Genomic DNA, 18,984 nt, shown 5'->3' with positions numbered 1-18,984 from the left:
CTCTGCACCCTCCGCATATCCCGCACGCGGGCTGGCACTCAGCCCGCGCTCGCATGCAGGCGGATGCCCAGCGCCCGCACACCTCCCTGAAGGCCCTGCCGACGCAAAGCAGGTAGAATGCGCGGTCTGTGCCCCCAGGCGCACGCAATCACGCAACTCTCTCCAGCGGCGGCTCAGTGTGGACTCGCCTTTTGTGCGCGAAACCCCATGCCCTCCGTTATCCAATATGCTCGTCCGGCCTTTAAGGCCTGGTCCTCTGCTTCGGTGAAGGCTTCGCCATGAGCCGGCTGTTCCTGGCCCCCATGGAAGGGCTCGCCGACTACGTCTTGCGCGACGTGCTGACCGATACCGGCGGCTACGACGGCTGTGTATCCGAGTTCGTTCGTGTGACGGGTTCGTTGCTTCCTGCGCGCGTCTACGAGCGCGATACGCCCGAAATCCTCGCCGGCGGCTATACCCGCAGCGGCACGCCGATGGTGATCCAGTTGCTCGGCAGCGACCCGGAATGGCTGGCGCGCAATGCGGCCTATGCCGCGACCTTGTCGCCGCATGGCATCGACCTGAACTTCGGCTGTCCCGCCAAGGTCGTCAACCGGCATGGCGGCGGCGCCATGCTGCTGACGAATCCTGAGTTGTTGAGCCGGATCGTTGCGTCCGTGCGCGCTGCGGTGCCGGCCCATATTGCCGTGACGGCAAAAATGCGGCTGGGCGTCTCCGATACCTCGTTGGCGATTGATTGCGCCACGGCGCTGGCCGAGGGCGGCGCGGCCTCCCTCGTGGTCCATGCCCGGACGCGGGACCATGGCTACCGGCCGCCGGCCCACTGGGACTGGATCGCGCGCATTGCGGCGGCGGTGGACGTGCCCGTGATTGCCAACGGAGACGTCTGGACGGTCGCGGACTGGGAACGCTGCCGGGCCGTCAGCGGTTGCGCCGACGTGATGATCGGGCGCGGCGCCGTGTCCGACCCTTTCCTGGCCTTGCGCATTCGCGGGCTGATGGACAGCACGCCGTCAGACGAGGAGTGGCCACTGGTGCTGCGCCAGATCGCCACTTACCTGAAAAAGCTGCATGCCCGTATTGCCTCCTGCCACGAGCATGGGCGCGTGAAACTGTGGCTCAGCTATCTCAAGCGGACCTGGCCACAGGCCGCCGAACTGCATGCAGCCATCCGGCGCATGCAGGGCTCCGTGGAGATAGAGCGGGTCCTGGAAGGCCTGCCGGGAGCTGCTACCGCGCCGGAATGACGCGGCATTGCCGCAGCCTGGGCCACATGTGTGGAGTCAGGCGCCGAGAATTCATGGCAAACGGTTAAAATGCGCGATTGGCTCACCGGCCGCCGGCCCTGTCCCCGCATATTCCGCCGCGCCTGCCCCACATTCGGATTGCACCGTGAAAAACCCTTCAGAATCAACGACCCAGAAAGACCATAGTCCGCGTGTGGGATTCGTTTCCCTTGGCTGCCCCAAGGCGCTGGTCGACTCCGAGCAGATCATCACCCAACTGCGCGCCGAGGGCTATGCCATCAGCGGCACCTATGACGGCGCCGACCTGGTCGTGGTCAATACCTGCGGATTTATCGACGAGGCCGTGCAGGAGAGCCTGGACGCCATCGGCGAGGCCCTGACCGAAAACGGCAAGGTCATCGTCACCGGCTGCCTCGGGGCGAAGAAGGATGCGGCGGGCCACGACATCGTGTCGTCGGTGCACCCCAAGGTGCTGGCCGTGACCGGCCCGCATGCGCTGGGCGAGGTGATGCAGGCGGTGCACACGCACCTGCCCAAGCCGCATGACCCGTTCACCGACCTGGTGCCGGCCGCCGGCATCAAGCTGACGCCCAAGCACTATGCCTACCTGAAGATTTCGGAGGGGTGCAACCACCGCTGCTCGTTCTGCATCATCCCGTCGATGCGCGGAGACCTGGTGTCGCGCCCGGTGGCCGAGGTCATGCTGGAGGCCGAGAACCTGTTCAAGGCCGGCGTCAAGGAACTGCTGGTGATCTCGCAGGACACCAGCGCCTACGGCGTCGACGTCAAGTACCGCACCGGCTTCTGGAACGGCCGCCCGCTCAAGACCCGCATGACCGAACTGGTGGCGGCGCTGGGCGAGCTGGCTGCGCAATATGGCGCCTGGGTGCGCCTGCACTACGTCTACCCGTACCCGCACGTGGACGAGATCATCCCGCTGATGTCGCAGGGCCACGTGCTGCCGTACCTGGACGTGCCGCTCCAGCATGCGCACCCAGACGTGCTCAAGCGCATGAAGCGCCCGGCCAATGCCGAGAAGACCATGGATCGCATCCGCGCCTGGCGCGAGATCTGCCCTGAGCTGACCATCCGCAGCACCTTTATCGCCGGCTTCCCGGGCGAGACCGAGGCGGAGTTCCAGACGCTGCTGGACTTTATCGCCGAGGCCGAGCTGGACCGCGTCGGCTGCTTCGCCTATTCGCCGGTGGAGGGCGCCACCGCCAACGACCTGCCGGGCGCGCTGCCCGACGAGGTGCGCGAGGAACGCCGCGCCCGCTTCATGGAAGTGGCCGAAGAGGTCTCGGCGCGACGCCTGCAGCGCAAGGTCGGCCAGACCCTGCGCGTGCTGGTGGACGAGGTCAACCAGGACGGCGGCATCGGCCGTTCCTCCGCGGATGCGCCGGAAATCGACGGCCTGGTCTATATCGCGCCGCCGGAGCGCCATTCCCAGCGCTACCGCGCCGGCGAGTTCGTCGACGTGAAGATCACCGGCGCCGACGGCCACGATCTGTGGGGCGAGGTCTGAAACGGGTTGATTAGGTAAAAGTACGCTCGTTCGATTTCGTCCGCGTCCCGCTATACTGTGCGGTGCAACATAACCCTCATGGAGACAAAGTCATGACGCGTGAAGTGGTAGTGGTGAGCGGTGTCCGTACCGCGATCGGGACCTTTGGCGGCAGCCTGAAGGATGTGGCGCCGGCGGAGCTGGGCGCGCTGGTGGTGCGCGAGGCGCTGGCGCGCGCGCAGGTATCGGGCGACGATGTCGGCCACGTGGTGTTCGGCAACGTGATCCAGACCGAGCCGCGCGACATGTATCTGGGCCGCGTCGCGGCCGTCAACGGCGGGGTGACGGTCAATGCCCCCGCGCTGACCGTGAACCGCCTGTGCGGTTCGGGCCTGCAGGCCATCGTCAGCGCCGCGCAGACTATCCTGCTGGGCGATACCGACGTCGCCATCGGCGGTGGCGCGGAAAGCATGAGCCGCGCGCCGTACCTGGCGCCCGCGGCCCGCTGGGGCGCACGCATGGGCGATGCCGGCCTGGTCGACATGATGCTGGGCGCGCTGCACGATCCCTTCCATCGCATCCACATGGGCGTGACCGCCGAGAACGTCGCCAAGGAATACGACATCTCGCGCACGCAGCAGGACGAGGCCGCGCTGGAATCGCACCGCCGCGCTTCGGCCGCGATCAAGGCCGGTTACTTCAAGGACCAGATCGTCCCGGTGGTGAGCAAGGGCCGCAAGGGCGATGTCACCTTCGACACCGACGAGCACGTGCGTCATGACGCCACCATCGACGACATGACCAAGCTCAGGCCGGTCTTCGTCAAGGAAAATGGCACGGTCACGGCCGGCAATTCCTCGGGCCTGAACGACGCCGCCGCCGCGGTGGTGATGATGGAGCGCGCCGAAGCCGAGCGCCGCGGCCTGAAGCCGCTGGCCCGTCTGGTGTCGTACGGCCATGCCGGCGTGGACCCCAAGACCATGGGCATCGGCCCGGTGCCGGCGACCAAGATCGCGCTGGAGCGCGCCGGCCTGCAGGTGTCGGACCTGGACGTAATCGAAGCCAACGAAGCCTTTGCCGCGCAGGCGTGCGCGGTGACCAAGGCGCTCGGCCTGGATCCGGCCAAGGTCAACCCGAACGGCTCGGGCATCTCGCTGGGCCACCCGATCGGCGCCACCGGTGCCCTGATCACGGTGAAGGCGCTGCATGAGCTGAACCGCGTGCAGGGCCGCTACGCGCTGGTGACGATGTGCATCGGCGGCGGGCAGGGTATTGCCGCTATCTTCGAACGCATCTGAGGTTAGCCTTGCGCCCGGCTTTGCTGACGAAGAACCTCTGCACGCTGGGCCTGGCCGCCGTGCTCGCCCTGGCGGGCACGGTGCAGGCAGCGCCGGGCACCGAGCTGTCGACCGGCCCGGCTAACGTTGCACCCGCTGGCGGGCCTGCCGGCGGGGAAGGCCTGGGCATCAACCAGGCCATTCGCGACGGCGAAGCCCGGCGCGGCGGCACCTCGCTTTCCACTGGCGCGCCAAGACCTCTGGCGCCGCGGCCGGAATATGCGTCGCTGCCGGTCTACGTCGGCAAGGTCGGCGACCAGCCGGTGCGGCTGCGCCTGGGCCCCAAGCCTGACGAGCGCGACAGCGTGCGCGGCGAATACGCAGGCCGTGGCGCCGGTGTGCGCCTGCTGGCCGGCGAGTGGGAGGGCGGCGCCTTCCTGATGGAGGAGTCCGACGACGGCACCCGCGTGTCGGGCAACTGGGAAGGCAGCATCGACGCCAGCGGCGCCGTGCGCGGCACCTGGACCGATGCGTTCAACCCGGCCATCGTGCTGCCGTTCTTTATCCGCCCGCTGGGCGTGCTGGTGATCCCCCCGTTTGACATGACGCCCAACAGCGGCGTCACCTACGCGCCGCCAGCGCCGAAGTCCTCGATTTCCGGCTGGTAAGCCGTTTCCTGGTGCCCGCCGTTGCCATCAGCGGTGGCGCGGCCGGCATTTGCTGGTAAGCTCGAAGGCTCATCGAGTCTCATTCCTGACCGTTGCCGCGCTTCTGCCCGGGCATACCGCCGGGGCAGCGCGCCGTGGCCGGCCAGCAGCCAGCAAGGAAACCGCCGTGTCCGATTCGCCATCCGACAAGCCCGCGTCGCCCGCCCATTACCTGCAAACCGTTGCGGTCCAGCCCGAGCTGGAGATCGCGCCCGGCTTTGCCTCGTTTTCTCCCGCCACGCACCGCGGCTCCACCGTGGTGTTCCGCAACCTGGCCGAACTGCGTGCCCATGGCGACGGTGCGACCACTTACTGGCGCTATGGCCTGCACGCGACGCCCACCAGCGAGGCGCTGTGCCAGCACCTGGCGCTGCTGGAGGGCGCGCGCCACACGCTGCTGCAGCCGTCAGGACTCGCAGCAATCTCGCTGGTCTACTTCGCGCTGCTCAAGAGCGGCGACGACGTGCTGGTGCCGCGCAACGTCTACGGCCCCAACCGCGACCACGGCGAGTGGCTGGCACGCGAATTCGGCGTGACCGTGCGCTACTACGACCCGATGGACGCCGCTGCGGTGGCGGCGATGATCCGGCCGAATACGCGCCTGGTCTGGATGGAGTCGCCCGGTTCGGTGACCATGGAAGTGCCCGACAGCGACGCCATCGTCGCCGCGGCCAGGGCGCGCGGCGTGCTGACCGCGATCGACAATACCTGGTCGGCCGGCATCTACTTCCGCCCGTTCGACAAGGGCATCGATATCTCGGTGCAGGCGCTGACCAAGTACCAGTCCGGCGGCAGCGACGTGCTCATGGGCGCGGTCCTGACCTGCGACGATGCCCTGCATGAGCGCCTGAAGCGCACCCGCATGCTGATGGGCTGGGGTGTTTCCGCCGATGACTGCCACCTGGTGCTGCGCGGGCTGCCGAGCCTGCCGGTGCGCCTGGCCGCGCATGACCGTGCGGCCCGCGAAGTGGCGGAGTGGCTGCACCAGCGGCCCGAGGTTTCGCGCGTGCTGCATCCGGCGCTGCCGGACTGCCCCGGCCACGCCAGCTGGCGGCGCGATTTCACCGGTGCCAGCGGGCTCTTTGCCATCATCCTGCGGGCAAGCTATACGCGCCAGCAGGTGGATGCCTTCGTCGAGGCGCTGCAGCTGTTTGCGATCGGCTGGTCCTGGGGCGGCGCCCACAGCCTGGCCGTGCCATACCACGTGCAGGGCATGCGCCCGGCGGGCACCTGGCCGCCGGCCGGCTGGCAGGACACCGGCGAACTGGTGCGGCTTTATATCGGCCTGGAAGACACGCGCGACCTGATCGCCGACCTGCGCCAGGCGCTGGAGGCTACGCTGGCCGCGTAAGCGGCCTCAGGCCGGCTGTCTCAGGGCGAGATTGAGCTGGTCGACGACCTCGGCCCAGTCGGCGTCGTCCAGCAGCTCGTCGCGCAGCAGCGTAGCCTGGGCGGGGGTCCAGAACGGTGCCTCGGCCAACTCGACATCGTCGGGCAGCGGGGCGTGCGTGCCGATAAAGCTGCGGATGCTGGCTTCGTCGGAGGCCAGGCCGAGTTGGGCGAACAGTTCGGAAAACTGGTGGAAGGTCGATTCCATGGCGGTCGGCTCGATGTTGTTGGCCTGAGATAGTGTAGGGCAGCGGCCGGGCTGGCGCGGTCAAGGAAACAAAAACGGACGCTGCTGCGCCCGTTTTTGCGTGCGGGCGCCGTGCGCTCAGGGCGTATCCGCGCTGGGCATCGTCTTGGCGCTCGCGGTGGGCTTGGCGGCTTGTGCTGCTTGGGCTGCCTGCGGCATCGCCCACACCGACTCCGCCGGCCAGCTGCGCGCGCGGCGCTGCGTGGCGCGGGCCAGGGCGACAAAGCCCGCGGCCAGCGCGATCGCGCCGATATCGAAGCCGGCGATGATCCAATGCCCGCTGGGGATGCTGTGCAGCAGGTGGTCGCCGGTCAGGATCGCGTTCGCCAGCGGCACGGTCAGCGACGCCAGCGCGGCGGCGTAGAGCAGCTCCACCGCGGCGCGTACCGGCGGGCGCAGCAACGCCCAGGCACAGGCCAGACCAAACACCGTGAAATAGGTGTAGCTCACCGCGCGCTCCGGCCACAGCAGCGCCGCCGGGAAGCACAGCGCCACGCCGATGCAGCAGCCGATGCACACACCGACCGTGCCCTGCGCCAGCAGCCGGTGCACGCGCGGCTGCTCGGCCTGGCGCACCTTGCGCCGCGACTCGATCCACAGCAGGTTGCCCGAATAGAACAGGAAGGCGCCGGCCAGCCCGGCCAGCAGGTAGACCAGGCGCACCGGCAGCTCGCCGAAGGTGCCGAAATGCAGCGCGTACAGCGCGCTGTAGAGCCCGTGGTTGCTGTCGCGCGTGCCGGCGGTCTGGTTGGCGGTCAGCTGGCCCGCGTTGGGCTCGCCGCTGGCGGCATGGATGCCGACCGAGCCCAGGTTGCCGAGGGCCTGCGTGCTGGTGCCGCGCACTTCCACCACGGCATTGGCGTCGCCAAAGCGCTGGAAGCGGAACGACTCGGGCGCGAAACGCTCGCCGCCGTGCTCGCGCGCAATCTGCATCAGCGTGGCGGTGGGCATGGTCGGCACCGTACGGCCGGCCGCGGCCACTTCCGGTACGGCGGTGGTGGCACGGGGCACCGCCTCAAACAGGCGGCCGTCGAAGGTCAGTGTGTTGAACACCGTCATCAGCACCAGCGACACGGAGAACAGCGCGCCGGTGATGGCAAAGACCAGGTGGAAGGGCAGGCTGAACAGGCCCAGCACATTGTGGGTGTCCATCCAGAAGCGCTTCAGGTTGCGCCCGGGGCGCACCGCGAACAGGTCCTTCTTCAGCCGCGGCAGGTGCAGCAACACGCCCGACACCAGCGCCAGCCCGTACAGCACCGAGATCGCACCCATGAAGTAGATGCCGCCGACCGGGATCCCCAGCGAGTAGTGCAGGCTGTTCAGGAACGCCGACAGTTCGCCGATCACCTGGTCGCGCGAGGTGTCGCGCTGCATCGCGGCGTCGCCGGCCAGGCGGGCGTCGGTGGTCATCTGCCACTCGCCGGACTTGTCCTGCCAGTAGGCCGAGATATTGGGCTCGCCCTCCGACGGCATGATCACGTAGGAACTGGCCGCGGCCTCGGGGTGGATCGCGACCAGTTTCTGCATGAAGCGGTCGACCGCGGCCGGGTCGGCCTTGGCCTCGACCGGCGCGCTGCCCTTGAGCCGCGACGGCGACTGCCACACATGCAGTTCGTGGTGGAACACGGTGACCGCCCCGGCAAAGAAGGCGATAAACAGGGCCCAGCCGGCCATCAGGCCGACCCAGGTATGCAGCATCTGGTACAGGCGCAGGGTTGCGGTTTTCAAGATGGCATTCTCAGGAGGCGGGCAGTGCAGCCGGCGCCAGGCCGGCCAGGCGCAGCGCCCACAGCGCACCGAAGCAGATCAGGTTGGCGCCGCCCAGCCAGATCCAGGCGGTGCGGCTGGAACGGAACAGCAGGCTGGCGCTGATGATGGCCACCCACACCGGCAGGCAAGCCGCCACGGCCGCGACGATGCCGGTTTCCCAGCCGCCCGGCAGCCACAGGATCGACAGCGTGCACACCGCCACCGCCAGCGGCAGCCCGAGCAGCGCACCGGCCAGCCATTTGGTGCCTATCGCGGATTGGTCTGCGCTCATGCCCGTTGCTCCCGTGCCGCCCAGCGCTTGCGCGCGGCATAGGTGCCGATAAAGGGCCATACCGACAGCGCGCAGGGCACTGTTACCAGGCTGGCGGCAATGGCCACGGGCCAGCCGTCGGTGGTGCTCCACAGCCAGGTGCTGACGATGGCCAGGGCCAGGCCCAGCCAGCCCAGCACACGCGGTTGCGCGATCCTGCCGGGCGGCAGCAGGACCTGGTTGGGCGCGGCCAGGTACAGGCACGCGGCCGCAGCCAGGCCAACAAGGACGGCCAGAACTTGCATGGGGCAATGTCAGATAAACGAAACATTAATGATAATGATTCGTATTTGAAGAGGCAAGCGCTAAGTAGACGCTGCGTCTCAGGGATGTATCTGCACTTGGGGAGGGACTTGCGCTGGCTGTAGCGCGAATTGTCGCTGGCGGCCCGGGTGGGTGGGGCCAGCCGGGCGCTTGCCGCCCGGCGCGAAGCCGCGTTTGCCGCGGACAGGGATCAGTGCGGGAACAGCGCCAGCAGGCCGTCCAGCCCGACGTGGTTGAACGCGACGCTGGCCTGCGCGCGCACCACCGGCTTGGCCCGAAAGGCCACCGACAGGCCGGCCACGGCCATCATCTTCAGGTCGTTGGAGCCATCGCCCATGACGATGGCCTGGTCCGGCGTGGCGCCGATCTGGGCGCAGACTTCCTGCACGGTGCGGGCCTTGACGTCGGCATTGACGATCTCGCCAACCACATTGCCGGTCAGCTTGCCGTCGACGATCTCCAGCGTATTGGCGCGGGTCACGTCGAGTTTGAGCCGTGCCTTGAGCTTCTCGGTGAAATGCACGAAGCCGCCCGACACCAGCAGCGTGCGCAGGCCCAGCGCCTGCACGGTCTGCAGCATGCGCTCGGCGCCCGGCGACAGCCGCAGGCGCTCTTCGTAGACGCAGTCCAGCACGCTGGCGTCCAGCCCCTTGAGCAGGGCCACGCGGCGGCGCAGGCTCTCGTTGAAATCGGTGATCTCGCCGCGCATGGCGGCTTCGGTGATGGCAGAGACCTCGGCCTTGAGGCCGCAGAAATCGGCGATCTCGTCGATGCACTCGATCGTGATCAGGGTCGAGTCCATGTCCATTGCCACCAGGCGGAAGTCGGACAGCTTGCGCCCCGGGGGCACCACTGCCCAGTCGATCGCGCGCGGGCCGCAGAAATCGTCCAGCGCATCGCGCAGCGCCGGCGTCAGCGGCGCGCATTCCTCGGCGGCCGCCACGGTATCGCTGCGCAGCACCAGTTCAGAGGCGCGGGCCAGGGTGCGGGCGGTGTCGAGGTCGGCGGTGGGAAGCGGGGCGGTGCTCTGGAGGATCAGGGGCATGACGAATGAGGATCGGGCGCTTGCCGCGCTGGCGGCAAGGCGGGGAGGGGCTGGCCGCAATGCGCGCGGCAAAACTGTTATTGTAGCCCCGCCGCAGCGCCCAGGGCGAGCCGCTCAGCGCTGCGCCATCACCATGTAGTCCACGGTCAGGCTGGACAGGGCGCGCACGCCGTTGATCAGCGCCGGCTCGTCCACATAGAACTCAGGCGAGTGGTTGGAAGGCGCCTTGGTCACATCCTGGCCCTTGGGCGTCACGCCGAGGTTGAAGAACAGGCCCGGCACTTTCTCTTGGTAGAACGAGAAGTCCTCCGACGCGGTCGCCTTGGGCGTGATCATCCAGTTGCCTTCGCCGGCCACGCGCTGCAGCGTGGGTGCCATCTTCTCGGTCAGGGCCGGCTGGTTGATGGTGGCGTTGTACAGCTCCACCACGCGGAAGTTGGCCTCGGCCCCGGCGCTGGTGGCGATGGCCTCGGTGGTGCGCTTCATGCGGGCATGGATGTCCTTCTTCATGCCTTCGTCATAGGTGCGCACGGTGCCCATCATCTCGACCTTCTCCGGCACGATGTTCATGCGGTTGCCGCCGTGGATGGTGCCCACTGTGATCACCGACGGTTCCAGCATGGCGTTGACCTGGCGGCTTTGGATGGTCTGCAGGCCCATCACGATCTGCGACGCCACCACGATCGGGTCGATCCCGCCCCACGGCCGCGCGCCGTGCGTCTGGCGGCCCTTGACGTCGATCCAGAACTGGTCGGCCGCCGCCATCGAGGGGCCGCTGCGCCAGCCCAGCTTGCCGGATTCGATGCCGCTGCTCACATGCAGGCCGAAGATCGCATCGACCTTGGGATTGTCCAGCACGCCCTCGGACACCATCTGCTTGGCGCCCCAGGTGTTGGAGCCATTGGGTTCGAAGTCGGCCGGGCTTTCCTCGGCCGGCTGGAAGATGAACTTGACCGTGCCGGGCAGCTGGTCCTTCATGCCGGCCAGCACTTCGGCGGTGGCCATCAAAATCGCCACGTGGGTGTCATGGCCGCAGGCGTGCATCACGTCCACTTCCTTGCCCAGGTACTGGCCCTTGGCCTTCGACGCGAACGGCACGTCCACGCGTTCCTTGACCGGCAGCGCATCCATGTCGGCGCGCAGCGCCACCACCGGACCGGGCTTGCCGCCCTTGAGCACGCCGACCACGCCGGTCTTGGCCACGCCTGTCTTCACTTCCATGCCGAGCTTGCGCAGGTGGTCAGCCACCAGCTTCGCGGTGCGGGTCTCGTAGTTGCCCAGTTCCGGATGCTGGTGGATGTCGCGGCGCCATGCGATTAGTTGTTTCTCGACGGCCTTGGCGCGGGTTTCGATCTGGGCGTGGAGGGTGTCGGCGGAGATGGGGGCCGGCGTGGTCTGTGCCTGCGCGGTGTTGCAGAGCAGGCCGGCGGCGAGGGCCAGGCCGGCGAGAGCAAAGCGGGTGGTGGGACGGGATGCGGAATCACGGACAGCCATGCAAGGTCTCCTTCGTTGTTGTTGGTGTAATGCAGGCAGTGTGGCGGCGCGCGGCAAGTTGCAATGCGCCGGGAAAAGCGGAGTGGTTTCTCCCCTCTCCCTTTGGGAGAGGGGCGGGGGAGAGGGCAGGCGTATCTCGATGCGATGCGCGTCATTCGCCGAAGCGCTGGCCCCCTCCCCCGGCCCCTCTCCCGCAATCGGGAGAGGGGAGCAAAGCTCTGGCACGCTCGGCAGTCAGCTCACGCGCAAGCTGTCGACCACCTTGTGCAGGAAGGCCTCGCAAGCAGCCAGCTGCTCCAGCGAAACAAACTCATCCGGCTTGTGCGCCTGCTGGATATCGCCAGGCCCGCATACCACGGCGGGAATGCCGGCGCGCTGGAACAGGCCGGCCTCGGTACCATAGGCGACCTTGTTGGTGTCGCGGTCGGCGGTCAGCGCGCGCACCAGCTGCGTGATGGCTTCCTGCTCGGCCACGTCCAGCGACGGCGCGGCCGCGATCTTGCTCAGCGTCAGGCCGGCGTCGTCATGCTCGGCGCGCATCTTCGGCAGCAGCACGTCGTTGGCGTAGGCCTGGATGCGGGCGTAGATGGCTTCGGGATCCACGCCCGGCAGGTTGCGGAACTCGAACACGAACTCGCACAGCGCCGGGATGGTGTTCAGCGCGATGCCGCCCTGGATGGTGCCGGTCTGCGCGGTGGTGTAGGGCACGTCGAAGGCCTGGTCGTAGGGTCCATTGGCCTTGAATTCATCGGCGATGTCGCGGATGAAGCAGATCAGGCGCGCGGCGTATTCGATCGCATTGACGCCGCGCGGCGTCAGCGACGAGTGCGCGGCCTGGCCCCTGACGCAGCAGCGGTAGGCGTTGATGCCCTTGTGCGCGACGATCACGCGCATGCTGGTGGGTTCGCCGACGATGCAGCCGCCGGGCGTCACGCCGCGGTCGCGCAGTTCGGCCAGCAGGTAGGGCGCGCCCATGCAGCCGATCTCTTCGTCGAAGGACAGCGCGTAGTGCACCGGCTCGCGCAGCCTGGCCTGCAGGATGGCCGGCAGCAGCGACAGGCTGGTGCCGATAAAGCCCTTCATGTCGCAGGTGCCGCGGCCGTAGAGCTTGCCGTCGCGCACCACCGGCTTGAACGGGTCGGTCGTCCAGTCCTGGCCGTCCACCGGCACCACGTCTGTATGGCCGGAGAGCACGATGCCGCCGTTGGTGCTGCCGTCGGCGGCAGGCACGGTGACGAACAGGTTGGCCTTGTCCCGCTGCGGGTTGTAGCTCAGATGCGGCTTCAGTCCCTTGGCCAGGAAATGGTCGCGCACCGACTCGATCAGGCCCAGGTTGGAGTGGCGGCTGGTGGTGTCATACGCGACCAGCCGCTGGGTCCATTCAAGCGCGCTGCCGCGCGCGGCGGTTTCGGTGACGGGCTGGCGGTGGGAGGCGGCGTGGGCAGGCATTGGGGCGTTATCGCTAACTTGTTAAGTACTTGATGCTACACCCGGTCGGGCGCCGCGTCCATGCAGGATGCCCGTCCTACGCCAGTTGCCGCAACGTATGCTTGATGGTCTGCGCGCGGATCGCCACGTCCGGCATCTTGGCCTCGATGCGCAGCTTGTCCTGCCCGGCCAGCTTGATATGGCGGTTCTTCTGCACCAGGTCGATGATGCGCATCGCGTCGATCGGCGGGTTGGGCACGAACTGCACGCTGATGGTGGCCTCGCCCGCGTCGATCTTGCGCACGCCCAGCGGCGCCGCGGCGATGCGCAGCCGGTGGGTCTCGACCAGTGCCTGCGCCTGCGCCGGCAGCCGGCCGAAGCGGTCGATCAGCTCTTCCTGGATGTCGTCCACGCGCTCGGCGGTCTCGCAGTTGGCCAGCCGCTTGTACAGCGACAGGCGCTCGTGCACGTCGGCGCAGTAGTCGTTGGGCAACAGCGCCGGCGTGCCCAGGTTGATCTCGGTGGTGGCGGCCAAGGGCGCCATCAGGTCGGGCTCCTTGCCCGCCTTGAGGGCCTTGACCGCGGCGTTGAGCATGTCGGTGTAGAGCTGGAAGCCGATCTCGTGGATCTCGCCCGACTGCTTGTCGCCCAGCACCTCGCCCGCGCCACGGATTTCCAGGTCGTGCATGGCCAGGTAGAAGCCGGAGCCCAGTTCTTCCATCTGCTGGATGGCCTCCAGCCGGCGCCCCGCCTGCTTGGTCAGGCCCTCGACGTCATGCACCAGCAGGTAGGCATAGGCCTGGTGGTGCGAGCGCCCGACCCGGCCGCGCAGCTGGTGCAGCTGCGCCAGGCCGAACTTGTCTGAGCGGTGGATCAGGATGGTGTTGGCGGTCGGCACGTCGATGCCGGTCTCGATGATGGTGGTGCACAGCAGGATGTTGTCGCGGCGCGCGACGAAGTCGCGCATCACGCGTTCCAGCTCGCGCTCGTGCATCTGGCCGTGCGCGACGGCAATGCGCGCCTCTGGCACCAGCTCGGCCAGCCGCGCGCGCTTGTTCTCGATGGTCTCGACCTCGTTGTGCAGGAAGTAGACCTGGCCGCCGCGCTTGAGCTCGCGCAGGATGGCCTCGCGGATCACGCCGTCTTCCTCGCGCCGCACGAAGGTCTTGATCGCCAGCCGCTTCTGCGGCGCGGTCGCGATCACCGAGAAGTCGCGCAGGCCTTCCAGCGCCATGCCCAGCGTGCGCGGGATCGGCGTGGCGGTCAGGGTCAGCACGTCGACCTCGGCGCGCAGGGTCTTCAACGCCTCCTTCTGGCGCACGCCGAAGCGGTGTTCCTCGTCGATGATGACCAGGCCCAGGCGCTCGAACCTGACCTGGTCGGACAGGATCTTGTGGGTGCCGATGACGATGTCGACGGTGCCTTCGTTGATCTGCTTGATGGCCGCGTCGATCTCTTTCTTGGTCTTGAAGCGCGACAGCTCGACGATGCGCACCGGCCATTCGGCAAAGCGGTCGGACAGCGTCTGGAAGTGCTGCTCGGCCAGCAGCGTGGTCGGCGCCAGCATCGCCACCTGCTTGCCGCCCAGCACCGCGACAAAGGCCGCGCGCAGCGCCACCTCGGTCTTGCCGAAGCCCACGTCGCCGCAGACCAGGCGGTCCATCGGCTTGCCCGAGGTCATGTCGGCGATCACCGCGGCAATGGCGGCGGCCTGGTCCGGCGTTTCCTCGAAGCCGAAGCTCTCGGCAAAGGTCTCGTAGTCCTTGGGCGAGAGCGGGAAGGCAAAGCCCTCGCGCGCGGCGCGGCGCGCGTACAGGTTGAGCAGCTCGGCAGCGGTGTCGCGGATCTGCTGGGCCGCCTTGCGCTTGGCCTTGTCCCACTGGCCCGAGCCCAGGTGGTGCAGCGGCGCGGTATCGGGATCGGCGCCGGAATAGCGCGAGATCACGTGCAACTGGTGCACCGGCACGTACAGCTTGCTGCCCTTGTCGTAGTCCAGGTGCAGGAATTCCTCGTCGCCCTGGCCCATGTCCAGCGTGACCAGGCCCTGGTAGCGGCCGATGCCGTGCTCGCTGTGCACCACCGGGTCGCCGATCTTCAGCTCGGCCAGGTCGCGCACCATCGAGTCAACGGCGGAGGCCTGCTCCTGCTTGCGGCGGCCGGTGCGGCGCGTGGTGCCGGCGTAGAGCTCGGCCTCGGTGACAAAGGCGATCTGCCACTGCGGCAGCGCAAAGCCGCTCTGCAGCGGCGCCACCGCGATCGAGAAATGCGCTTCGCCGGCCAGGAACGCGGCAAAGTCGTCCACCGGATGCGGGCGCAGGCCGCTTTCGGCAAAGAGCTGCAGCAGGGTCTCGCGCCGCCCGGCCGAGTCGGCGCACATCAGCACGCGGGTCTGCTTGTCGAGCAGCAGCGCTTCCAGGTTGACCAGCGGATCATCGGCGCGGCGGTTCACCGCGACGTCGGGCAGCATGGCCGAGAACGCGGCCTGGTCCGCATTGGCTTCGGCCTGGAGCACCAGGCGCGCCATCGGCTTGGCGGCAACGAAGAACTGCTCCTCGGACAGGAACAGGTCCGCGGGCGGCAGCAGCGGGCGCTCGCGGTCGTGGCGCATGAAGTTGTAGCGCTGCGTGGTATCGGCCCAGAAGCGGCGGATGGCCTCGTCGACATTGCCGGCGAAAGCCAGCTGGGTATCGGCGGGCAGGTAGTCGAACACGGTTGCGCTGTGCTCGAAGAACAGCGGCAGGTAGTACTCGATGCCGGCCGATGGCACGCCGTTGCCGATGTCCTTGTAGATCGGCGACTTGGTCGGGTCGCCCTCGAACACCTCGCGCCAGCGGCCGCGGAAGGCGGTGCGCGCGGCTTCGTCTAGGGGGAACTCGCGCCCGGGCAGCAACCGCACCTCCTTGACCGGGTACAGGCTGCGCTGGGTATCGGGGTCGAAGGCGCGGATGGTTTCGATCTCGTCGCCGAACAGGTCGATCCGGTACGGCAGCGCCGAGCCCATCGGGTACAGGTCGATCAGGCCGCCGCGCACGCTGTATTCGCCGGGACGCATCACCGCGCTGACGTGCTCGTAGCCGGCCAGCGTGAACTGGGCCTTGAGCGCGTTCTCGTCCAGGCGCTCGCCCTGCTTGAAGAAGAAGGTGTAGGCCGCCAGGAAAGCCGGTGGCGCCAGCCGGTACAGCGCGGTGGTGGCCGGCACCAGCATCACGTCGCATTGCCCGGTCTGGATATCGTGCAGCGTGGCCAGGCGCTCGGACACCAGATCCTGGTGCGGCGAGAAGCTGTCGTAGGGGAGGGTTTCCCAGTCGGGCAGCAGGCGCACGCGCAGCTCGGGCGCGAACCAGGGGATTTCCTCGGCCAGGCGCTGGGCATCGACCGCGTGGGAGCACACCACGGCCAGCATCGGCGCGCGCTCGCGGTGCTGCCGAGCGTACGCGGCCACAGCCAGCGCATCGGCCGAGCCGCGCAGGCCGGCCACGCTGTGGCGCAGCCCCGGCTTGACCAGCGGCAGGTTGAGAAAGGGGAAGGCGGGCTTGGCGTCAGGCATGTCGGCAGCGGGGCGTTCAAAACGACGATACCCCGCCGGCATTGCGGGCGGGGGTCGGAGCAGGGGACCTCAACGGCCCGTGCCGGGCACGCGTCAATGCGGAATGGCGCGGCATGGCGACGGGCAAGGGCCGTATTATAGAATGCGCACCGGTTGTCCCGCTGGCCATGCTGGCCGGCAGGCGCCCGCGCCTCTTTCACTCCACCCCGATCCTGTGTCCGCTCGCCGCTTTGCCCTGATTCCCTGTGCCGGTTCCGGCAGCCGCGCCGGCGGCGCCGTGCCCAAGCAATACCAGACCGTGGCCGGCCGGCCGATGATCTGGTACGCGCTGGCGGCGTTCTCCGCGTGCGACGCCATCAACGCCACCGCGCTGGTGCTGGCGCCCGACGACATGCCGCTGGAATCGCGCTTCGGCGCGGCGGCGTTTGCCGGGCTGCGCTTCGATACCGCCTTTGTCGGCGGCGATACCCGCCATGCGTCGGTGCTGGCCGGGCTGCACCACCTGGCGCAGCTGGGCGCGACCGAGAGCGACTGGGTGCTGGTGCACGATGCCGCGCGCCCGGGCCTGACCCCGGCGATGATCCACGCACTGGTGCGCGCGGTGGAAAGCGACGGCGACGACGACCCTGACGCCGCCATCGGCGGCATCCTGGCTGTGCCGGTGCCCGACACGCTCAAGCGTGCCCAGGAAGACGCCCGCATCGGCGCCACGGTGCCGCGCGAGGGCCTGTGGCAGGCGCAGACGCCGCAGATGTTCCGCCTGGGCGTGCTGCGCCAGGCGCTGCAGGACGCCATGGCGGCCGGCGCGGTGGTCACCGACGAGGCCAGCGCGATCGAGCGCCTGGGGCTGCATCCGCGTCTGGTCAACGGCTCGCTGCGCAATTTCAAGGTGACCTACCCGGAGGACTTCGCACTGGCCGAAGTGCTGCTGGGCAACGACGGCAAAGGAGACTGACCGCATGATGCCTTTCGATATCCGGGTGGGACAGGGCTATGACGTCCACGCGTTGGTGCCTGGCCGCAAGCTGATCCTGGGCGGGGTCGAGATCCCGCATGACCGCGGCCTGCTGGGCCATTCCGATGCGGATGCGCTGCTGCACGCGGTCACCGACGCGCTCTTCGGCGCGGCCGCGCTGGGCGATATCGGCCGCCATTTCCCCGACACCGACGCGCAGTTTGCCGGCGCCGACAGCCGCGCGCTGCTGCGCGAGGCCGCGCGCCGCGTGCGCGCGGCGGGCTATGAAATCGGCAATGTGGATGCCACCGTGATCGCGCAGGCGCCCAAGCTGGCCCCGCATATCGGGGCGATGGTGGCGAACCTGGCGGAAGACCTGGGGGTGGCGCGCGGTCGCTGCAACGTCAAGGCCAAGACCAACGAGAAGCTGGGCTTCGAAGGGCGCCAGGAGGGCATCGTGGCGCAGGCCGCGGTGCTGCTCTGGCGCGCCTCGGTGGGCGACGTGCAGGACTGATCAGGGCCGCGCGGCGTCTGGTGCCGCGTTTTCCGGCGGGATGGCGTAGGTGTAGTCGATCAGGCGGGCCATTGCGCCCGCGCGCGCACCGGCTTCGGTGCGCTTGGTGAAGCCCATCTGCTGGCACAGCCGGTTGGCCGATGCCATTTCCGGCATGGTGCGCACCACCAGCGTGGACGCGCCGATATCGCGCGCGCGCTGGATGCAGATCTGCATCAGCGTGCGGCCCAGGCCCAGGCCGCGCGCCTGCGGGCTCACCGACAGCAGCCGCGCTTCCGGCTGGGTCAGGGTGATGGTGCTGCCGTCCAGTGCCGGCAGCGTGGCGCCCGGATGGCAGAACAGCACGGCGCCCATGATGCCGTGATCGGTCTCCGCCACCCACCATTCCATATCCGGATGGCTGGTCGCCAGCACCGCCTGCATGCCGCGCTGGAACGAGGCGCGGCAGTCTTCCATGATGGCTAGCTCATATTGCCCGTAGGCTTGTTGCGTGACGGCGGCGATGTCGCCCCAGTCATGCACCGCCGCGAGGCGGTAGTGGAAGCGGGGGGAAGTCGGCGAAGGCAGGGTCATGGCAGGCTGTAAGTGCGTGTCCTGCCTGGATTGTAGGCCGATCGCCGCACGTGTGCAGCCTCGGCGCGGAGCGGTTGCAGGATGGGAACAGCCGGCAATTCCTGATGGGAAGCTGCCGGCTGCTGTGCTACGGCGCCCGTGGCAGGGCGCCGCGGAGGGCGCGGGGGCGCGCTTTGGCGGGGCTTATTGCGCGGCGATCACGTTGGCGGCGGCCACGATCACGGCGGCGATGCGGCCGACATCGCGCAGTTGCTGCGCGGTCATGCCCTGTTCATTCTTCAGCAACTGGTAGTGCGACTTCACGCAGAAGTGGCACTTGCCCACGATTGAGGCGGCCAGCGCGTACATTTCGAAACGGCGCTTGTCCACGCCGCCATGGGTGGCATAGGCGTTCATGCGCAGGCCGGCCGGCTGGGTGGCCAGGTCCGGATCGTCGGCCATCTCGACGTACGGGTACCAGGTGTTGTTCATGCCCATCAGCGCCGCTGCGGTCAGCGCGGCGTTGGTTTCCTCGGGCGACAGCACGCCGGCGTTGCGGATGGCATCCACCAGCACCTTGCTCTGCGCCGCGAATGCCGCCGCCAGCGCCACGCCCACCGCATCGTTGCCTTCCAGCGAAGAGCGCGCGATAGTGCCGTCCACGTTCAGGCGGATGTCCTTGGCGTAATCGGGGATGAGATTTTTAATCGCGCTGAGGAATTCCATTTATTTCT

General features: G+C 68.3%; 17 protein-coding genes. 7 read left to right on the top strand and 10 right to left on the bottom strand.

The window, feature by feature from the left end; all coding sequences use genetic code 11:
* Positions 1–278 precede the first annotated feature (278 nt).
* The 5 genes from AC3WL8_RS27755 (at position 279) to AC3WL8_RS27735 (ending at position 6,086) form a co-directional block, all read left to right on the top strand.
* A complete protein-coding gene (locus AC3WL8_RS27755) occupies positions 279–1,247 on the top strand; it encodes a tRNA dihydrouridine synthase (RefSeq protein WP_013956455.1) in 969 nt (322 codons plus the stop codon).
* Positions 1,248–1,392: 145 nt separating this feature from the next.
* Positions 1,393–2,772, top strand: a complete 1,380-nt coding sequence (rimO, locus tag AC3WL8_RS27750; RefSeq protein WP_035820084.1) for a 30S ribosomal protein S12 methylthiotransferase RimO — start codon at positions 1,393–1,395, stop codon at positions 2,770–2,772.
* Positions 2,773–2,864: 92 nt separating this feature from the next.
* Positions 2,865–4,049, top strand: a complete 1,185-nt coding sequence (gene bktB / locus AC3WL8_RS27745; protein WP_013956457.1) for a beta-ketothiolase BktB — start codon at positions 2,865–2,867, stop codon at positions 4,047–4,049.
* 8 nt (positions 4,050–4,057) lie between these two features.
* Positions 4,058–4,696, top strand: a complete 639-nt coding sequence (locus AC3WL8_RS27740; RefSeq protein ID WP_013956458.1) for a hypothetical protein — start codon at positions 4,058–4,060, stop codon at positions 4,694–4,696.
* Between the two features lie 166 nt (positions 4,697–4,862).
* Positions 4,863–6,086, top strand: coding sequence for a cystathionine beta-lyase (locus tag AC3WL8_RS27735; RefSeq protein WP_013956459.1), 1,224 nt, complete (start codon positions 4,863–4,865; stop codon positions 6,084–6,086).
* 6 nt (positions 6,087–6,092) lie between these two features.
* On the opposite strand, the gene AC3WL8_RS27730 is transcribed toward AC3WL8_RS27735, so the two are convergent.
* From AC3WL8_RS27730 to mfd, 8 genes are all read right to left on the bottom strand, one after another.
* Positions 6,093–6,332 carry a DUF2789 domain-containing protein gene (locus AC3WL8_RS27730; RefSeq protein WP_010810122.1) on the bottom strand — a complete coding sequence of 80 codons (240 nt, stop codon included), beginning with the start codon at positions 6,330–6,332 and terminating at the stop codon, positions 6,093–6,095.
* Positions 6,333–6,449: 117 nt separating this feature from the next.
* On the bottom strand, positions 6,450–8,099 hold the full coding sequence (locus tag AC3WL8_RS27725) for a PepSY-associated TM helix domain-containing protein (protein ID WP_211980976.1): 1,650 nt from the start codon (positions 8,097–8,099) through the stop codon (positions 6,450–6,452).
* 10 nt (positions 8,100–8,109) lie between these two features.
* Entirely contained in the window at positions 8,110–8,412 is a 303-nt protein-coding gene (locus AC3WL8_RS27720) for a hypothetical protein (RefSeq protein WP_153955275.1), read from the bottom strand.
* Positions 8,409–8,696 (bottom strand): hypothetical protein, encoded by a 288-nt coding sequence (locus AC3WL8_RS27715; RefSeq protein WP_013956462.1) that lies wholly within the window; start codon positions 8,694–8,696, stop codon positions 8,409–8,411. Before AC3WL8_RS27715 ends, AC3WL8_RS27720 begins: the two co-directional genes overlap by 4 nt.
* 209 nt (positions 8,697–8,905) lie before the next feature.
* A complete protein-coding gene (gene serB, locus AC3WL8_RS27710; protein ID WP_013956463.1) occupies positions 8,906–9,760 on the bottom strand; it encodes a phosphoserine phosphatase SerB in 855 nt (284 codons plus the stop codon).
* A gap of 114 nt (positions 9,761–9,874) precedes the next feature.
* Entirely contained in the window at positions 9,875–11,254 is a 1,380-nt protein-coding gene (locus tag AC3WL8_RS27705; protein ID WP_013956464.1) for an amidohydrolase, read from the bottom strand.
* Positions 11,255–11,488: 234 nt separating this feature from the next.
* Entirely contained in the window at positions 11,489–12,703 is a 1,215-nt protein-coding gene (argE, locus tag AC3WL8_RS27700; RefSeq protein ID WP_013956465.1) for an acetylornithine deacetylase, read from the bottom strand.
* Positions 12,704–12,779: 76 nt separating this feature from the next.
* The gene (gene mfd / locus AC3WL8_RS27695) at positions 12,780–16,229 is read right to left on the bottom strand and encodes a transcription-repair coupling factor (protein WP_013956466.1); all 3,450 of its coding nucleotides are present in this window, start codon (positions 16,227–16,229) and stop codon (positions 12,780–12,782) included.
* Between the two features lie 142 nt (positions 16,230–16,371).
* On the opposite strand from mfd, the gene ispD reads away from it, so the two are divergent.
* Positions 16,372–17,184 carry a 2-C-methyl-D-erythritol 4-phosphate cytidylyltransferase gene (gene ispD / locus AC3WL8_RS27690; RefSeq protein WP_013956467.1) on the top strand — a complete coding sequence of 271 codons (813 nt, stop codon included), beginning with the start codon at positions 16,372–16,374 and terminating at the stop codon, positions 17,182–17,184.
* Positions 17,185–17,188: 4 nt separating this feature from the next.
* The gene (gene ispF, locus AC3WL8_RS27685) at positions 17,189–17,698 is read left to right on the top strand and encodes a 2-C-methyl-D-erythritol 2,4-cyclodiphosphate synthase (RefSeq protein WP_013956468.1); all 510 of its coding nucleotides are present in this window, start codon (positions 17,189–17,191) and stop codon (positions 17,696–17,698) included.
* Here the strand turns inward: ispF and AC3WL8_RS27680 are convergent, their stop codons facing one another.
* Together AC3WL8_RS27680 and AC3WL8_RS27675 are read right to left on the bottom strand one after the other, a co-directional pair.
* Positions 17,699–18,271: a GNAT family N-acetyltransferase gene (locus AC3WL8_RS27680; protein WP_013956469.1), complete on the bottom strand. Its 573-nt coding sequence runs from the start codon at positions 18,269–18,271 to the stop codon at positions 17,699–17,701.
* A gap of 183 nt (positions 18,272–18,454) precedes the next feature.
* Complete coding sequence (locus AC3WL8_RS27675) at positions 18,455–18,976, bottom strand: carboxymuconolactone decarboxylase family protein (protein ID WP_211980977.1); 522 nt, start codon at positions 18,974–18,976, stop codon at positions 18,455–18,457.
* Positions 18,977–18,984 lie beyond the last annotated feature (8 nt).

Source organism: Cupriavidus sp. FW305-F7 (assembly GCF_058782875.1).
The sequence above is the reverse complement of the archived record's forward strand: the minus strand, read 5'-3'. Positions and strand labels throughout refer to the sequence as shown.

Excerpts from the sequence above, each read along its gene's own strand:
- AC3WL8_RS27715 (WP_013956462.1), bottom strand. The coding sequence starts at position 8,696 with ATGCAAGTTCTGGCCGTCCTTGTTGGCCTGGCTGCGGCCGCGTGCCTG.
- AC3WL8_RS27675 (WP_211980977.1), bottom strand. The coding sequence starts at position 18,976 with ATGGAATTCCTCAGCGCGATTAAAAATCTCATCCCCGATTACGCCAAG.
- AC3WL8_RS27680 (WP_013956469.1), bottom strand. The coding sequence starts at position 18,271 with ATGACCCTGCCTTCGCCGACTTCCCCCCGCTTCCACTACCGCCTCGCG.
- mfd (WP_013956466.1), bottom strand. The coding sequence starts at position 16,229 with ATGCCTGACGCCAAGCCCGCCTTCCCCTTTCTCAACCTGCCGCTGGTC.
- bktB (WP_013956457.1), top strand. The coding sequence starts at position 2,865 with ATGACGCGTGAAGTGGTAGTGGTGAGCGGTGTCCGTACCGCGATCGGG.
- ispD (WP_013956467.1), top strand. The coding sequence starts at position 16,372 with ATGCGCACCGGTTGTCCCGCTGGCCATGCTGGCCGGCAGGCGCCCGCG.
- ispF (WP_013956468.1), top strand. The coding sequence starts at position 17,189 with ATGATGCCTTTCGATATCCGGGTGGGACAGGGCTATGACGTCCACGCG.
- argE (WP_013956465.1), bottom strand. The coding sequence starts at position 12,703 with ATGCCTGCCCACGCCGCCTCCCACCGCCAGCCCGTCACCGAAACCGCC.
- AC3WL8_RS27705 (WP_013956464.1), bottom strand. The coding sequence starts at position 11,254 with ATGGCTGTCCGTGATTCCGCATCCCGTCCCACCACCCGCTTTGCTCTC.
- serB (WP_013956463.1), bottom strand. The coding sequence starts at position 9,760 with ATGCCCCTGATCCTCCAGAGCACCGCCCCGCTTCCCACCGCCGACCTC.
- AC3WL8_RS27720 (WP_153955275.1), bottom strand. The coding sequence starts at position 8,412 with ATGAGCGCAGACCAATCCGCGATAGGCACCAAATGGCTGGCCGGTGCG.
- AC3WL8_RS27755 (WP_013956455.1), top strand. The coding sequence starts at position 279 with ATGAGCCGGCTGTTCCTGGCCCCCATGGAAGGGCTCGCCGACTACGTC.
- AC3WL8_RS27730 (WP_010810122.1), bottom strand. The coding sequence starts at position 6,332 with ATGGAATCGACCTTCCACCAGTTTTCCGAACTGTTCGCCCAACTCGGC.